Here is a 16,441-nt window from a genome sequence, read left to right as displayed (position 1 = left end):
AGCGCGAATGGCCAGAATTGATTTTCATAGTCATGTCTCGGACAAATTACAGTATTGCTGTCGTTTAAGTCGCAAGATTCTGGCCAGCTCTCATCCCCAGGGGTTGCCACGCACGATCGTAATTACAGGGAGCGAGCAAGATCTCAAGGGGCTCGATGACTTATTGTGGACCTTTAGTAAAACCGATTTTTTGCCACATGCCTGGTTGCATCAAGAGGGTGCTCACGAAACTCCGATCTTGTTAGTCCATCGCTTATCCGAACTTGAGAACCAGGTATTGGCTCATCAGGATGTCTTAATTTATTTGCACCCCGAAGCCCCGCAAGATCTTGATACCTTGCTAGAACGCTTTCCTCGATGGATCGAAGTGGTTACCACGCAAGAGAATGAACTCAAGGCAGGGCGCGAGCGCTTTAAGGGTTATCGCGCCTTAGGCCATGAGCTTCACCATTTTGATCAAAGTAAGGCGGCGGCCTAATGTTGGTGCATCCCCAAATTGATCCGGTTGCCCTGCAAATAGGCCCGTTGGCGATCCATTGGTATGGCCTCATGTATCTATTTGCATTTGCCCAATTTTTATTACTGGGACGACTGCGCGTTCGCCAAGAACCATATCAATCGATGCGTTGGACTTTTAAAGATGTTGAGGACATTCTGTTTTGGGGTGTAGTGGGCGTGATTGTTGGGGGGCGCTTGGGGTATGTGTTCTTTTATATGCCCAGTTTTTATCTACAAAATCCAATCGCTATTTTTAAGCTATGGGAAGGGGGAATGTCCTTTCACGGTGGTTTATTAGGAGTCTTGATTGCTCTGGCATGGTTTGCAAAGCGTCGCCAGCTTTCTTATTTTGTAATTACGGATTTTGTGGCGCCACTCGTGCCACTGGGCCTTGCTTTTGGACGCCTCGGAAACTTCATTAATGGAGAACTGTGGGGGCGTCCCAGCGATTGGCCATGGGCGATGGTGTTTCCGATGGCAGACCAAGTGGCTCGCCATCCTTCACAGTTGTATCAGTTTGCTGGTGAAGGTCTTTTCCTAGCCTTGGTATTGTGGCTCTATGCAAGTCGGCCAAAACGAATGGGCCAAGTATCAGGCCTCTTTTTGCTTGGATACGGAGCACTTCGTTTTCTGGCAGAGTTTGCTCGAGAGCCCGATGCGTTTTTAGGATTACTCGGCTTGGGACTATCCATGGGTCAGTGGCTGTCGATACCCATGATTGGTTTAGGAATTTACTTAATGCTGCGAACGCCACGTCAATAAACCCTTTTGGCTGAATGATTTAAGCCCTCGTTACAAAATCTGGTTATGCTGTCAGCATGCTAGAGAAAATTGCCCAAACCCGTTATTTATCCCGAGCGACCAGTGCGGTTCGTCAGCTTGTCTCTGAGCGGGGTGAATCAAATGCTGTGAGCATGGCCTTGGATGTGATTTCAAGTTACCGCAAGCTCAATGCCGATCATCGTTCTAAATTTTTTATGATGCTGGTTGAACAATTCAATATTGATGCAGAGCAACTGACGAAGGCTGCTCAAAGTTTTGCAGCAGACCCAAATGCAAGAAATTACATTCGCCTGCAGAAGATTTCTGAATCCCCACGCCAAGAGCTGTTAAGACGTCTCAATCGAGCTCCTGGAGGCACCGCTGCAGTGGTTGAAATGCGTCGCGATCTTTTGACCCTGTTGAATAAGAAACCGGAGTTAATGAGCCTAGACTACGACATGCGGCATCTCTTGTCGTCTTGGTTTAATCCTGGGTTTTTGAAGATGCACCGTGTTGACTGGAAGTCACCGGCAGAGATTTTGGAGAAGATTATTGCCCATGAGGCCGTCCACGCCATTGATGGCTGGGATGATCTGCGCCGGCGTTTGCAGCCCGATCGACGTTGTTTTGCTTTTTTCCACCCCCAGCTGCCTGATGAGCCCTTGATCTTTGTGGAAGTTGCTCTGCTTCCCGAGATACCAATTGCCATCATGCCCTTGGTGGATAAGAAATCGATCCCTGTGGAACAAACCAACCAATTCAAGGTGGCCGCGTTCTACTCGATTAGCAACTGTGAGTCTGGACTCCGCGGTGTATCAATGGGCAACTTTTTAATTAAGCGGGTTGCTGAGCAACTGCATGCAGAGTTCCCGGGATTAAAAACCTTTGTGACCCTGTCCCCGATTCCGGGTCTCATGGAGTGGATTACCGACGGAGCGCATTTAGGTGACCTGCCAAGCCCTGAAAAAATGAAGCCAGCAATTCGGAAGGCCCGCGATGATGCACTAGAACTTTTGAAACTAAATGGAAGCAATTGGATGGATAAGCTCGGCAAGGCCTGGCATCCGGATCACTGCAGCGAGAAAGAAAAGGCCGCCATGATGGCCTTAGCTGCAATTTATCTGACAGTGGTCACCCCAAGCCGGGATGGCAACCCGGTAGCTAAATTCCATTTGGGTAATGGCGCCAAGCTACATCAAATTAACTGGGCGGGGGATTTGTCCAAGAACGGTTTACGCCAATCTGCAGGTTTAATGGTCAATTATCTGTATGATCTGTCGAGCGTTGAAGAAAATCATGAGCGCTTTGTCAATGGAGAAATTATTCATTCTCGCTCCGTTGGCAAGCTCATGAGTGCTTGAGTCCCGCAAGTCCTATATAAGACTTTTAGGGGTTTTGCCCGAGATTTAGAAGTTCGATTTAGAATGATGTTCGCAATCGTTTTGCCCTTTATAAGAATTGAAGAGGAGACCAATAATGGTATTAATTCAGAAGAAAAAAATAGCGAGCCTCGTGCTCAGCTTATTAGCAGTGGTGGGCTTATCAAGCACCGCTCATGCACAAGAGTGGCCAGCAAAAACCGTCACATTTTTGAACCCATTCCCAGCCGGTGGTGGAACGGACGCATTTGCCCGTCCCTTGGCCGCTCAGTTAACCGAGCAATTGGGCAAACAATTCATTATTGATAACCGCGGTGGTGCAGGCGGTACGGTCGGTGCATCGGTGGCAGCGAAAGCTGCACCAGATGGCTATACCTGGTTCATCGGCGCATCGCATCATACGATTGCTCCTTCCATGTACAAAAACTTGGACTATGACATTCAAAAGAGTTTCATTCCTGTTGCACTGCTAGCGAGTGTTCCACAGGTATTGGTGGTCAACCCTAATCGTGTGAGTGCTCGTAACTTAAAAGACTTCATTGCGCTCATGAAGAAGAACCCTGGTAAATATAACTTTGCTAGCGCAGGCAGCGGTACCGTGCATCACCTTGCTGGCGAGCTATTTAAGATACAGTCAGGCACCTTCATTGTTCATATTCCTTACCGTGGCGCAGGTCCAGCCATGAGCGATCTCCTTGCCGGTCAGGTTGATTTGGAATTCGACGGTTTGGGAACATCCGCTCCGCAAATTAATGCGGGTAAGTTGTTTGCGATCGCCGTTGCTTCCGATAAACGCAATCCAGCGATTCCAAACGTACCAACGTTTGTAGAGGCTGGCTTGCCTGACTATCGTGTATCGACTTGGTACGGCATGTTTGCTCCTGCTGGAACACCAAAACCAATCGTTGACAAGATGACTGCTGAAGTTCAAAAGGCCCTGAATTCACCAAAGTTGAAAGCGATTTGGGCTCAAAACGGTGCGGATAACCCAAATCTTTACGGCGAGGCATTTGGTAAGCAAGTTGCTTCCGACGTAACCCGTTGGGCTGAGGTTGTTAAGAAATCAGGCGCTAAGCTCGATTAATTTTGTACTTGTAGTTAAGGGTTTTGAGTGAACTTATACGCATTATTAGAGTCTGGCTTTCCTAAAAATCGCGAAGACTGTGCACTAGAAACCCATGAAGGACTGTACTACTCGTGGCGCGATCTTGATCGCGCCACGGCTATGATGGCAAATCTTCTCAAGAGCTTGAACCTACCTCAAGGCTCACGGGTTGCTGTCCAAGTTGAAAAATCCCCAGAAGCACTTTTTCTATACCTTGCTACCTTGCGTGCTGGGTATGTTTATTTGCCCCTGAACACGGCGTATCAAGAATCTGAGATTCAATATTTTCTTGAGAATGCAGAACCAGCAGTTGTTGTTTGTAGTTCCAAGAACTTCTCCTGGATCTCGAAAATTGCATTCAAGAGTGGTACCCAAAATGTATTTACTCTCGATGAGAATCGGACCGGTTCTCTTTTGGATCGCGCCGCTCAATATTCCGATCAATTTAAGACCGTTACAAAGACCGAAGACGATCTAGCCGCTATTTTGTACACCTCGGGCACAACAGGGCGTAGCAAGGGCGCCATGCTCACGCACGGTAATCTTGGTAGCAATGCCCAAGTGTTAAAAGAGTTCTGGGGCTGGAAAAAAGGTGACATCCTTTTACATGCCCTGCCCATTTTCCATGTGCACGGTTTATTTGTTGCTGCCCATGGTGCATTATTAAATGGCAGCAAAATGATTTGGCTGCCTCGTTTAGATACTGCGCAACTCATCAAGCACCTGCCGCGCTCAACGGTCATGATGGGCGTGCCGACATTCTATGTGCGCTTATTGCTCGACCCTAACTTTAACCAGAGCGTTTGTAAAAACATGCGTCTCTTTGTTTCAGGCTCCGCACCTTTGTTAACCGAGACCTTTAATAATTTCCAGAAGGTATCAGGACATACCATTCTTGAGCGCTATGGCATGAGTGAGACTGTCATGTTGGTCTCCAATCCGTACAAAGGTGCCAGAGTCGGGGGATCCGTTGGGGTGCCCTTACCAGGCGTTGAGGTCCGGGTCGTGAATGAATCTGGTTCGCTTTGTGGTGTCAATGAGATCGGCGCCATTGAAGTGCGCGGCCCAAATATATTTAAGGGCTACTGGCGCATGCCCGAGAAGACCGCTGAGGAGTTCACTAAAGACGGTTGGTTTAAAACCGGTGATGTAGGCCGCTGGGGTGGTGAAACCAGTGCTGGCAAGGTGCCTAACCACTATCTTTGCATCGTAGGTCGTAATAAGGATTTGATTATCTCTGGCGGCTACAACGTGTATCCAAAAGAGATCGAGAGTTTTATTGATGACATGGATGGGGTTGAAGAAAGTGCAGTGATTGGGATTCCGCACAAAGACTTTGGTGAGGCAGTCATGGCAGTTGTGGTTCCAAAGCCCGGAGCCAAACTTAACAATCAATCGATGATCGATGCACTCAAATCAAAGATTGCAAACTTCAAAGTTCCCAAGCGAATTGAAATTGTTGAGGACTTGCCTCGGAATGCAATGGGTAAGGTACAGAAGAACGTGTTGCGCCAGCAGTACAGTCATTAAGCGCTAAGCGCTTTATGGGCCTCATTGAACATAAAGAGCGCCAAGAACATCAGCATTACCCCAAAGACTCGCTTGAGCTGAACGACATTGAGTTTGCGAGCTAATTTTGCACCTAGTGGGGCGGTAAAAATACTGGTTGCTACGATGCAGGCCACGGCTGGTAGATAGATAAAACCAAAGGAGCCTACTGGTAAGTCAGGTCGATCAAAGCTACCAAAGACATACCCCAGGGTTGAGGCAAGTGCAATCGGAAATCCCAGCCCCGAGGAGGTTGCCATTGCAACATGAGGGCTCACGTTGCACCAAATCATGAACGGTACGGTGACAAAGGCGCCACCAGCACCCAGTAAGCTCGATAGTCCTCCAGAGAAGGCGCCATAGGAAAACAGGCCAACCTTACCAGGCAGTTCGCGTTCGGGCTTGGGCTTTTTGTTAATGAACATCTGAATCGAGGTGTACACAATAAAGACTGCAAAGAAGAGGGAAAGCCAGCCAGTATTGAATGCTTCAAACAGTTCACTACCCCCCAAAAAACTCCCAACAATAATTCCTGGGGTGAACCCTGCGACCAACTTCCAGTCAATTGAACCATGGCGATGATGCGCCCGAATGGCTGAGAGTGAGGTAAACAAAATGGTGGTCATCCCAGTCGCAATGGCCATATGAACAATGATGTCTTGGCTAAAGCCCTGGTGATTAAAGACAATGATCATGAAGGGAACCAAAATCATCCCCCCGCCGATTCCTAGCAGGCCTGCTAGGAACCCTGCACAGGCTCCGCAAACTAGCAGGATTGCGATATCAGTCAGAAACATAAAAGGATCCCCGCCTTGGTCGCTAGACCGTCATCCTGAACCCTAAAGTTCAAGGTGGCACGGTAGCAATACTTCGGGTGCATCAAATGACTCAGGGAGTATCGGACAAGCCCACACTGTAAATCGACCAGACGCTCGCGCCCATACTGCAATACCCGTTCCGTATGCTTACGCATCGGTTCAAGGAACTATTGGCCTTGGCGCACCAGGCAGGGAAAGTGTTTTGATCAGGGAATCGACTTGCTGTTCAAGTGCATTGACTTCCTGTTCAATCAAAGTCAGTTGTTCGGGATCAACCTTGGGGGCATTGGCTGCTTGTGCCAAAGATTGCTGAGCCTGAATCAGGTCACCCGCTAATTTAATAGCTGCCATCATGGCTGCCCGTTCAATACTCTTATTACCACTGGCGAGTGCCAACTTAATTTGTTCATCCACTAAGGAGCAAGCCTCACGCAGCAATGGCTCATGATCGCTTGACGTAGCAAGCATGATTTTGTGGCCAGCAAGACTTACTTCAATGCGTTGTTGGGTCATGGTCTTTATCAATGATTGCGTTATCACCCAGCAGGTTCATTTGACGAGAATCGCTTTGCTCTGGCAGGCGCTTTAGGATGTGCTCAATGCGCTTTTGGGCATCCTCAATTTTTGACTCAAGGGCAACGCGGTCGTTTCGTAATGCCTCAACGGAGGCATTCACCATTTTTAACTTCTCAGAAAGGCGTCGGAGCGTTTGCTCGATGGAATCTTGTGACATAGACAAGATCGTATCAGAACTAGGCCAATTTCTTCTTAGAGGTTCCAGTCACCAGATAGAACGCCAGCGAGGCAATCGCAACGTAGCAGAGGGTGAAGAATAAATTACCAAGGAAATAGGTTCCAAACAGTTCAGCAAATCCCGCAAGCGATGCATTGCTCTTTTGCAGATAAAAGGCCCCACTCGAGATTAGCTCGCAAATGGCAACACCACCAATTAGAGCTACAACAAACTGACCAATTTTGAAGCCTTGTTGTTCGTAGTGTTGCCGTAACCACCGACCAGCTAGCCAAAGTGCTAAATACGCAGGAATTAAAGCTGCGTAGGCAGCATTAAAGAGGTAATTACCCATCGCCAAGTAGTCGATCGCAAAAGCCTGAGCTAAAACGATCAGAAAAAGAATGGGGCTTAATAAAAAACCAAGCATGAAGGCAATAGCCCAAGTGGCATCTGGCAGGCTCATCATGGAGGCCATATGCTGCCCTCGCGTAGCCCACAAAATCAAGGAAAAAACGACTGCAATCCCTACGGTCTGTTTGGTCGAAAGATTAAACATGTTTCCTCCTTGAATAATGAGCCTATTTTAGACCTAAATTAGCACAAATCCCTTATTTCATAGCGTACCGAACCCCGATGAAAAGGTTCGAACCAGGGGTATTAAATCCATAGGACAACTGGTAATCCTTATTGAAGATATTGTTCCAACGACCAAAGACCGACCAGTCCTTCGCAAACTCGTAATTGCCATACAGGTTGAAGATGGCATAGCCGCCCATATAACCCGAGTTACCGGAGTTATAGCGACCACCTTGGAAAGTTCCCTCGGCACCCATATTCACTTTCCGATAGCGGTACTCTGCACCAAGGTTTCCAAATTGACGAGCACGTTTTGCTAGCAGAAATCCCGTAGTCTGATCAATTGGGTTTTGTTGATCATAAGATGCCTTTAAACGAAGACTTGATAACTTTGCAATGCCGCCAACCGACACACCAGAGATTTTTGCAACACCAGCGTTTCCAGCGCAACCATAGTTTGGACCATTGAGTTGTGCAATCGTGCATGGGGGAGCGGTAGTGGTGTACTGAATGAGGTTGGTGATAGTGCTATTAAAGCCAACTAAATGAAGATCTAATTTGCTGGATTCATAGTGCAGACCAATCTCGGTATTTTTACTCTTTTCCGCTTGCAAATTTGTATTACCGTAATCTGGAAAATACAAATCATTAAATGAAGGCGCCTTAAAGCCGGTGCCGTAATTAATATTGCCCCGAATTTGTTTGGAGAAAAAGTAACCATACGATGCGCTACCGGTTGTTTGTGGTCCATAGCCAGTAATGCTGTCATTGCGAAGCGCTAGGTTTGCTAAGTGAGATCCGCGCTTGAGTTGATAAGAGCCTGCCACCGTATTAGTATTTTGGTTTTGACTGACAATTCCACCATCATTCGAATACCCGTTTAAAGTTTTTCGCTCAGCAACGAGTTGCAATAAATCGCTGCCAATTTTGATATCGTTTTGCCAGGAATAAATCATCTGTTTTGTTTTATAAACAGGATTTCCGGTACTGTAGAGATTCTGTGAGTAATCATTGGATTGGGAGACTTGAAGCATGCTTTTCCAGTCTTTGTTGATTTGATTATTCGAAAACAAAGAAAAGATCCCCAAATTACTAATTTGGCTCCCAATCCCACCTCCATAAAAACTAGAGACAGGGTATTGATTGTCGAGTCGCGACGCTAAAAACTGAAATCCAAATTCTTGGCCACGATCCCATTCCTGAGCAATACGACCGGCGCCCCCACTCTTTGTATAGCCGGTTCGATTCATATTCAAACCATTGCCACAAAAATTTCCATTTAATGTCGCTCGTGACTGAGTATTGGGATTGCAAACGTTATTTGCTGCAACGGACGTAAATCCAGTAGAAATTTCTTGGGATCCACTAAGGGCATAACTTGTTGTCCTGGTATCTCCAAAGGAACCATAAAGGCTGGCATCCGTAATACTCGTGCCATAACTGCCATACCCTGTTGAGGCATTCGCCTGAAACGGCCCCGTTCCCTTTTTAGTGAATATTTGTATTACGCCACCAATAGCGTCAGAGCCGTACAGGCTACTCTGCGGTCCAAAAATGATTTCAATTCGATCAATGATGCCTAGAGGAATTGCTTGTAACGAAAATCCACCTGTTCCCGCGGCTTGACTGCGAACTCCATCAACTAATAAGAGCGCTTGATTCGAGTTTGATCCTCGCAAAAATACGCTTGCTGCTGATCCGGGGCCACCAATAGTAGAAATCTCCACCCCCCTTTGCCGCTGTAATAGCTCCACCAGACTGGTTTGTCCGGCATCAGCGATTTCTTCTGGGCCGATGTAGACGTAGTCAGCTAGCACATCGTTGGCTCGCGTGGGGGTGCGAGTTGCAGTGACAATCACCGGATCCATTGCATTATTGGCTGTGCTCACTGAGACATTGCCACTTTGAGCGAAGACAGTTTGGTTACTAAAAACGATGGTTGATGCTAGGGTAAGGATGGATAGGCGCCAACGATTGTTGACCCTCCAAGGGTTACGGCAAGGCTGCATGACAAATCCCAAGTTGTAATGCCTGCCAACCTCCCCGTTAGCGGGCGATACAGAATGCGGAATAGGGATGAGCGTCAATGAGGGCGAACAAGGACCCTTTATTGGCGCGCGAAGGTCCCCGTTCACGAAATTCCACCTGTCTTGGCCGGTATCCGGGCTGGTGAACTTTAGATTTGGCCTTCCCATGCATTGATACACAGTGGCTTATCAAACCATAGCGCTAAACAACTAGCGCATTCACTTACCGTTGCGGGGGCAGCACACGTTTGGGTAGTGTTTCCCGTTTAACCCAGATGTCATACATATGGGCACCACGACAACCTAATATTACCCTATTTGTGACTAGGAATAACCCGAATATCTGATATCGGAAGGCTTACAATGAGTGGTTCGAGTAAATATTTCAATGACCATACTAGACAGACACCCAGAGAAAAATCTAATTCGCTTACAGCTTAGCCAAAATATTGTTTTGCGCAATCTAGATCCGGGCAGCATGGCTGAATTAGAGAGCTCCTTAGAGATCTCGGATCTTAAGAAATCCGAGATCTTATTGCGCCAAGGTAACTATCAAATGGAGCAGTACTTTGTCCTTGATGGCATCTTAAAGCGTATTGTTTCTAGTGCCGATGCAAAAGAAATGATCTTGCGATTTGCCATTGAGAAAGATATTGAAACTAGTTATGCCGCTTGGCGCCTGCAGCGCGCAGCCCCATACAGCATTGCTTCAGTTACCAAGGCGAGGGTGGCACGCATGCCTCTTAAAAAATGGGCTGAGTTTTTAGAGAATCATCCAAAGTTGAAAGAGAGTTTTGAGTTTGAGGTGATGCGTCTCATGAGTGAAATCATGGCCCACACGATCACCTTGCATATGCTCGATGCCCCGGGTCGGGTCGAACGATTTTTGCGGAAGTATGAAAACTTGTTCGATGTCTTGCCCAAGAAAGAATTGGCCGCCTATCTGAATCTTTCGCCCGAAACTCTAAGTCGTCTAAAGAGCAAACACAAAGAGCTATTTATATAAAATAAAAGGGTTATTTCACGGATTGAGTAGGCTCTAACCCTAGGTTTTTATTGGATTTTAGGGGAAATTGACGAAAGTCAATGCTGAACCTATCCATGAGTCCTAAGATTTGTCTCAGTTCAACTGAAACCCTTTTATGGAGGCGATGTTGAATTCAATCAATCCCACGGAGAGAGACAACGTTATGTTGACAGCTACGAAAGAGCATTCTGCCAATGTCGCTGCAGAAGAGACCCCATTAACCGACGGTTTCCATTTGGTGATCGATGCCCTTAAGGCTAACGATATCGACACCATTTTTGGACTAGTTGGTATTCCAATTACCGATTTAGCGCGCTTGGCTCAAGCTGAAGGTATGCGCTTTATTGGATTTCGCCACGAACAGCATGCAGGGAATGCTGCAGCGATTGCCGGTTACATGACCCAAAAACCTGGTATTTGCTTAACCGTATCAGCGCCTGGATTCTTAAATGGTTTGACTGCTCTAGCAAATGCAACCACCAACTGCTTTCCCATGATCTTGATTTCTGGATCAAGCGAGCGTGAGATTGTGGACTTGCAGCAGGGTGACTATGAAGAGATGGATCAGTTAAATGCTGCTAAGCCCTATGCCAAAGCCTCCTACCGGATTAATAAGGCAGAAGACATTGCCATTGGTGTCGCGCGTGCGATTCGTGCTGCGGTATCGGGGCGTCCAGGCGGCGTGTACCTTGACCTACCTGCACAGTTGCTAGGGCAAAGTATTCCAGCTCAAAAAGGAAAAGAATCGTTATTCCGTGTGATCGACGCAGCACCAAAGCAAATTCCTGCTCCAGACGCCATCAAGCGTGCGATCGATGTTTTGAAAAACGCCAAGCGGCCTTTGATTCTGTTGGGTAAAGGCGCTGCTTATGCACAAGCTGATCAAGAGATCAAAGATTTGGTTGAGAAATCAGGCATTCCTTATTTGCCAATGTCGATGGCAAAAGGTTTATTACCCGATACCCATCCACAGTGCGCATCCGCAGCGCGTTCATTTGTATTGGCAGAAGCCGATGCCGTGATGTTGGTTGGCGCCCGCTTAAATTGGTTATTGGCTCACGGTAAAGGTAAAACCTGGGGCAATCATTTGAAGAAATTTATTCAGATTGATATTGCAGCAACTGAAATTGATAGCAACGTTCCAATTGCAGCCCCTGTCATTGGTGATGTTGGCTCCTGTGTGACCGAGATCTTGAAGCAAATTGGCAGCGTTCCCAAGCCCAGTGCTGAGTGGATGAATGCGATCAATGAGAAAAAAGATAAGAACATTGCCAAGATGGAGGAGACGCTCTCCAAGAATCCTTCCCCAATGAACTTTCACAGTGCATTGCGTGCCATTCGTGAGGTGGTGAAGGCTAATCCTGATGTCAATATCGTGAACGAAGGCGCCAATACCCTTGACTATGCTCGCAGCATCGTCAATATGTACAAGCCACGTAAGCGTTTTGATTCCGGAACTTGGGGCATCATGGGCATTGGTATGGGCTACGCCATCGGCGCAGCGGTTGTTAGCAAGCAGCCGGTGATTGCGATCGAGGGCGATAGCGCGTTTGGCTTTAGTGGCATGGAGCTCGAAACCATCTGCCGTTATAACTTGCCAATCATTACCGTGGTATTTAATAACAACGGTGTTTACCGTGGTACCGATGTGAACCCCACGGGTGGTGCCGATGTTGCTCCAACTGTGTTTGTGAAGAATGCCCGTTACGACAAGATGATGGAGGCGTTTGGTGGCGTTGGATACAACGTTACTACTCCCGAGGAGTTGACTGATGCATTGAACAAGTCACTCGCCTCTGGTAAGCCTACTGTTATTAATGCCGTGATTGACGAAACTGCCGGAACTGAGAGTGGTCGTTTAACCAATCTCAACCCAGCTTCTACTGCAACCAAGAAGTAATCATTAATTGATATAAAGAGTCCAAAGGAGATTCAAGATGAGTAAACCACTAGACGGAATTCGGATTATCGATTTCACCCACGTACAAGCAGGTCCTGCTTGCACCCAATTGCTCGGCTTTTATGGTGCCGACGTGATTAAAGTAGAGCGTCCTGGTTCAGGCGACGTGACCCGTAGTCAGTTGCGTGACATTCCGGATGCCGATGCCTTGTATTTCACGATGCTCAATGGCAATAAGCGTTCTTTAACCTTGGATACCAAAACTCCTGAGGGCAAAGAAGTGCTCGAGAAGTTGATCAAGGTTTCTGATGTGATGGTTGAGAACTTTGGCCCAGGCGCCTTAGATCGCATGGGATTCTCATGGGATCGCATTATGGAATTGAATCCCAAGATGATCTTGGCTTCCGTAAAAGGTTTCTCAGACGGTCACTCGTACGAGGATCTAAAAGTGTATGAGAACGTTGCTCAGTGCGCTGGCGGTGCAGCATCGACCACCGGTTTCTGGGATGGTCCTCCCACCGTATCTGCGGCTGCATTGGGCGACAGCAATACCGGTATGCACTTGGCAATTGGTATCTTGACCGCCCTGATGCACCGTCAAAAGACTGGCAAAGGCCAGAAAGTGGCTTGCTCGATGCAAGATGCTGTATTGAACCTCTGCCGTGTGAAGTTGCGTGATCAACAGCGTTTGGATCGTGTTGGCTACCTCGAAGAGTATCCACAGTATCCCCATGGCAAGTTTAGTGATGTCGTACCCCGTGGCGGTAACGCCGGTGGTGGTGGTCAGCCTGGCTGGGTCTTAAAGTGCAAAGGTTGGGAAACCGATCCAAATGCCTACATCTATTTCACGATTCAAGGTCACGCTTGGGAGCCAATTACCAAGGCTCTTGGCAAACCAGAGTGGGCAACTGATCCAGCCTATATGACTGCGCAAGCACGTCAAGACAAGATTTTTGACATCTTCGCAACCATCGAAGATTGGCTCAAAGACAAGACCAAGTACGAAGCCGTTGATATCTTGCGCAAGTTTGATATTCCATGTGCACCCGTACTCTCGATGAAAGAGATTGCCGAGTCACCTGATTTGCGTGCCAGCGGTTCCATCGTGGAAGTGGATCATAAAGTCCGCGGCAAGTACCTCACGATTGGTAGCCCCATTAAGTTCTCCGATCTGGAGATTGAAGTGAAGCCATCCCCAGTATTGGGTGAGCACACCGATGAAGTTCTATCGGATCTTGGCTACAGCAAAGACCAAATTGCTCAGTTGCATGCGGCAAAAGCGGTTTAATCGGATTAGCTGTTAAGCAATGGCGCCTGCGGGCGCCATTTGTTTTTCAGAGGAGGCAGAAACATGAAGTATGAAGTTGACCTTGATCAGCTGATTCAGGTGATTGGTGATGCTGTTGTGGTGTCCGATGTGGCAGGCAAAATCACGTTATGGAATCGCGCTGCCGAAGAGATGTTTGGATATACCGCCGCAGAGGTATTAGGACGAAACCTTGACATCATTACCCCTGAGCGATTCAGAGCGCGTCATTGGGATGGTTATCACCATTCCATGGAAACGGGCACTACGAAATACGGGAAGCAGACCCTGCGAGTACCGGCTATTCACAAAGATGGCCATACCTTGTCGATCGCATTTACGGTTGCCATGCTCCATGATGAAGACCGTCAAGTGAGCGGTGTCGTTGCGGTAATTCGAGATGAAACCGCTCGATTCTTGGAAGAAAAAGAGCTTAAAAAGCGCCTGCTCGAGCTGGAATCCAAGCCAGAGGCTTGATCCAACGGCTGCCTCGGATTGGGTCTGGATCATCATTTTTAGCCAATACCAGCACTGGTAAAATGGCTTTCATCATATTTTCATACTTTTTAGGACTTTTTTATGGCTAAAGCACTTGAGGGGATTAAGGTCCTCGACTTTACGCACGTTCAATCTGGGCCGACGTGCACCCAGCTACTCGCTTGGTTTGGAGCGGATGTCATCAAGGTGGAGCGCTCGGGCGAGGGCGATGCAACACGTAATCAACTCCAAGATATACCCGATGCCGATAGCTTGTATTTCACGATGCTCAATCACAACAAGCGCTCCATTACCGTGAATACCAAAACACCAGAAGGTAAAGATATTCTGGAGCGTCTGATTAAGCAGTGTGATGTCCTGGTTGAAAACTTTGCACCGGGCGCCCTCGATCGAATGGGATTTACTTGGCAACGTATTCAAGAACTCAACCCCCGCATGATCATGGCCTCGATTAAGGGATTTGGACCTGGGCCTTACGAAGATTGCAAGGTGTATGAGAACGTTGCGCAATGCGCTGGCGGGTCTGCATCAACCACAGGCTTTGATGATGGCCCCCCGATGGTAACGGGTGCACAGATTGGTGATAGCGGCACTGGTTTGCATTTGGCGCTTGGTATTGTGACCGCGCTTTATCATCGTACCCACTCTGGAAAGGGGCAAAAGGTCGATGCCGCCATGCAAGACGCGGTTCTCAATCTCTGCCGCGTCAAACTTCGTGACCAACAGCGCTTGGATCGTAATGGCACGATGCAAGAGTATCCACAGTTTCCTAACGGTAAGTTTGGTGATGCGGTTCCCCGTGCTGGTAATGCTTCTGGCGGTGGCCAGCCTGGCTGGATTCTAAAGTGCAAGGGTTGGGAAACCGATCCTAATTCCTATATCTATATTGTGGTTCAGGCTGCAGTGTGGGAAGCGATTTGTAAAGTGATTGGACGTGAAGATTGGCTTACTGACACCGATTACGCATCTCCTATGGCTCGTTTGCCGCGTCTCATGAGCATCTTTGCAGAGATTGAGAAATGGACCATGACCAAGACAAAGTTTGAGGTCATGAATACGCTCAATCAGTACGATGTGCCTTGTGGCCCAATTCTCTCCATGAAAGAGATTGCTGAAGAACCTGCCTTGCGTGCCACTGGTACGGTGGTGGAAGTCGATCACCCCATTCGTGGCAAGTATTTAACCGTTGGTAACCCGATCAAATTGTCCGATAGCCCTACCGAGGTTACCCGTTCACCACTATTGGGTGAGCACACCGATGAGATCTTGCAAGAACTTGGCTTTAATATCGATGATCTAATTGATTTACGACATAAGAAAGTCATCTAATGCGCGTTGCACTCATTGGCAGTCAGGATTTTGGTAAAGCCGCACTAGAGGCTTTTCTGGAGCGTGGAGATGAGGTGGTGGCAGTGTTCTGTCCACCCGATAATCCGAAGGCCACCAAGGCCGAGATCCTAAAAGAAACCGCTTTGGCTCGGGGCCTCAATATGCTCCAGTTTCCAAGTCTCAAAGGGCCCGAGGCTGCCAATGCGATGCGCGACAGCAAAGCGGATATTTGTGTGATGGCCTATGTATTGCAATTTGTACCGCAGGATTTAGTGAAGATCCCACGCTTTGGCACGATTCAGTATCACCCATCGCTATTGCCAAGATACCGTGGTCCTAGCGCCATCGGTTGGTCGATTGCATTGGGTGAGACCAAAACTGGATTAACCATCTTTAGGCCTTCCGATGGTTTAGATGAAGGCGAAATCATTTTGCAAAAGGAAGTACCAATTGGTCCAGATGACACCCTGGGTCAGGTGTACTTTAATCACCTCTTCCCATTGGGGATCAAGGCATTACTGGAGGCCGCTGACCTCGTAGCTGTCGGTAAGCATCAAGAAATGGTGCAAGATGAGTCGCAAGCGAACTACGAAGGGTGGTTTGATCAAGCCGCCGCTCGGATTCATTGGTCCAATCATGTGAGCCAAATCTATAACTTGATTCGGGCATGTAACCCAGCCCCAGGTGCATGGACTGCGCTCAACGGTGAGAAGGTTCAGATCTATGACGTGCGTAAGCATGTCACCCCGACCTTCGGATCGGTTAAAGGGAAACCTGGCGAAGTGGTTGAGATAAGCCCAGACTCATTTAAGGTCGCTTGCCATGGCGGGCAGATTGAGGTTCTGAAAGCCAAAGCAGGAAAAGGTTCTAAAGTTTCTGGTGCTGAGTGTGCCAGTGCGGCTGGTATTCAAGTTGGCCAGTTCTTTGACGCTTAA

Annotated in this window: 15 protein-coding genes, 1 other RNA gene, 1 pseudogene and 1 riboswitch; of the genes and pseudogenes, 11 read left to right on the top strand and 6 right to left on the bottom strand. The window is 47.9% G+C overall.

Features of this window, described 5'->3' with window-relative positions; translation table 11 throughout:
* The first annotated feature begins 7 nt into the window (after positions 1-7).
* The 5 genes from QUE61_RS07520 to QUE61_RS07500 all read left to right on the top strand — a co-directional run bounded on the left by QUE61_RS07520 (position 8) and on the right by QUE61_RS07500 (position 5,274).
* Positions 8-478, top strand: a complete 471-nt coding sequence (locus tag QUE61_RS07520; protein WP_286306620.1) for a DNA polymerase III subunit chi — start codon at positions 8-10, stop codon at positions 476-478.
* On the top strand, positions 478-1,260 hold the full coding sequence (lgt, locus tag QUE61_RS07515) for a prolipoprotein diacylglyceryl transferase (protein WP_286306619.1): 783 nt from the start codon (positions 478-480) through the stop codon (positions 1,258-1,260). The genes QUE61_RS07520 and lgt overlap by 1 nt, the downstream gene beginning before the upstream one ends.
* 56 nt (positions 1,261-1,316) lie before the next feature.
* Complete coding sequence (locus QUE61_RS07510; protein WP_286306618.1) at positions 1,317-2,621, top strand: malonyl-CoA decarboxylase; 1,305 nt, start codon at positions 1,317-1,319, stop codon at positions 2,619-2,621.
* A gap of 115 nt (positions 2,622-2,736) precedes the next feature.
* Positions 2,737-3,723, top strand: a complete 987-nt coding sequence (locus tag QUE61_RS07505; RefSeq protein ID WP_286306617.1) for a Bug family tripartite tricarboxylate transporter substrate binding protein — start codon at positions 2,737-2,739, stop codon at positions 3,721-3,723.
* Between the two features lie 27 nt (positions 3,724-3,750).
* A complete protein-coding gene (locus QUE61_RS07500) occupies positions 3,751-5,274 on the top strand; it encodes a malonate--CoA ligase (protein WP_286306616.1) in 1,524 nt (507 codons plus the stop codon).
* On the opposite strand, the gene QUE61_RS07495 is transcribed toward QUE61_RS07500, so the two are convergent.
* From QUE61_RS07495 to QUE61_RS07475, 6 genes and pseudogenes are all read right to left on the bottom strand, one after another.
* On the bottom strand, positions 5,271-6,089 hold the full coding sequence (locus QUE61_RS07495; RefSeq protein WP_286306615.1) for a sulfite exporter TauE/SafE family protein: 819 nt from the start codon (positions 6,087-6,089) through the stop codon (positions 5,271-5,273). The genes QUE61_RS07500 and QUE61_RS07495 overlap by 4 nt on opposite strands.
* 3 nt (positions 6,090-6,092) lie before the next feature.
* Positions 6,093-6,308, bottom strand: a non-coding RNA gene (ssrS, locus tag QUE61_RS07490) — 6S RNA.
* A gap of 84 nt (positions 6,309-6,392) precedes the next feature.
* Positions 6,393-6,578: pseudogene (zapA, locus tag QUE61_RS09545) on the bottom strand (cell division protein ZapA); the annotation flags it as partial.
* Between the two features lie 25 nt (positions 6,579-6,603).
* Positions 6,604-6,843, bottom strand: coding sequence for a hypothetical protein (locus tag QUE61_RS07485; protein ID WP_108508911.1), 240 nt, complete (start codon positions 6,841-6,843; stop codon positions 6,604-6,606).
* A gap of 19 nt (positions 6,844-6,862) precedes the next feature.
* Positions 6,863-7,399: a hypothetical protein gene (locus QUE61_RS07480; RefSeq protein WP_286306614.1), complete on the bottom strand. Its 537-nt coding sequence runs from the start codon at positions 7,397-7,399 to the stop codon at positions 6,863-6,865.
* Between the two features lie 52 nt (positions 7,400-7,451).
* The gene (locus tag QUE61_RS07475) at positions 7,452-9,308 is read right to left on the bottom strand and encodes a TonB-dependent receptor domain-containing protein (protein WP_286306613.1); all 1,857 of its coding nucleotides are present in this window, start codon (positions 9,306-9,308) and stop codon (positions 7,452-7,454) included.
* Between the two features lie 246 nt (positions 9,309-9,554).
* Positions 9,555-9,759, bottom strand: a riboswitch (cobalamin riboswitch).
* 75 nt (positions 9,760-9,834) lie between these two features.
* On the opposite strand from QUE61_RS07475, the gene QUE61_RS07470 reads away from it, so the two are divergent.
* The 6 genes from QUE61_RS07470 (at position 9,835) to QUE61_RS07445 (ending at position 16,441) form a co-directional block, all read left to right on the top strand.
* Positions 9,835-10,452, top strand: coding sequence for a Crp/Fnr family transcriptional regulator (locus QUE61_RS07470; protein WP_108508908.1), 618 nt, complete (start codon positions 9,835-9,837; stop codon positions 10,450-10,452).
* 184 nt (positions 10,453-10,636) lie between these two features.
* Positions 10,637-12,373, top strand: coding sequence for an oxalyl-CoA decarboxylase (gene oxc / locus QUE61_RS07465; RefSeq protein WP_286306612.1), 1,737 nt, complete (start codon positions 10,637-10,639; stop codon positions 12,371-12,373).
* A gap of 37 nt (positions 12,374-12,410) precedes the next feature.
* On the top strand, positions 12,411-13,661 hold the full coding sequence (frc, locus tag QUE61_RS07460; protein WP_286306611.1) for a formyl-CoA transferase: 1,251 nt from the start codon (positions 12,411-12,413) through the stop codon (positions 13,659-13,661).
* A 63-nt stretch (positions 13,662-13,724) separates the two neighbouring features.
* Complete coding sequence (locus tag QUE61_RS07455; RefSeq protein ID WP_286306610.1) at positions 13,725-14,156, top strand: PAS domain-containing protein; 432 nt, start codon at positions 13,725-13,727, stop codon at positions 14,154-14,156.
* Positions 14,157-14,258: 102 nt separating this feature from the next.
* A complete protein-coding gene (gene frc / locus QUE61_RS07450) occupies positions 14,259-15,506 on the top strand; it encodes a formyl-CoA transferase (protein WP_286306609.1) in 1,248 nt (415 codons plus the stop codon).
* The gene (locus QUE61_RS07445; RefSeq protein ID WP_286306608.1) at positions 15,506-16,441 is read left to right on the top strand and encodes a methionyl-tRNA formyltransferase; all 936 of its coding nucleotides are present in this window, start codon (positions 15,506-15,508) and stop codon (positions 16,439-16,441) included. The genes frc (QUE61_RS07450) and QUE61_RS07445 overlap by 1 nt, the downstream gene beginning before the upstream one ends.

The sequence above is a fragment of the Polynucleobacter sp. HIN5 genome, from assembly GCF_030297555.1.
GTDB lineage: Bacteria > Pseudomonadota > Gammaproteobacteria > Burkholderiales > Burkholderiaceae > Polynucleobacter.
The sequence above is the reverse complement of the archived record's forward strand: the minus strand, read 5'-3'. Positions and strand labels throughout refer to the sequence as shown.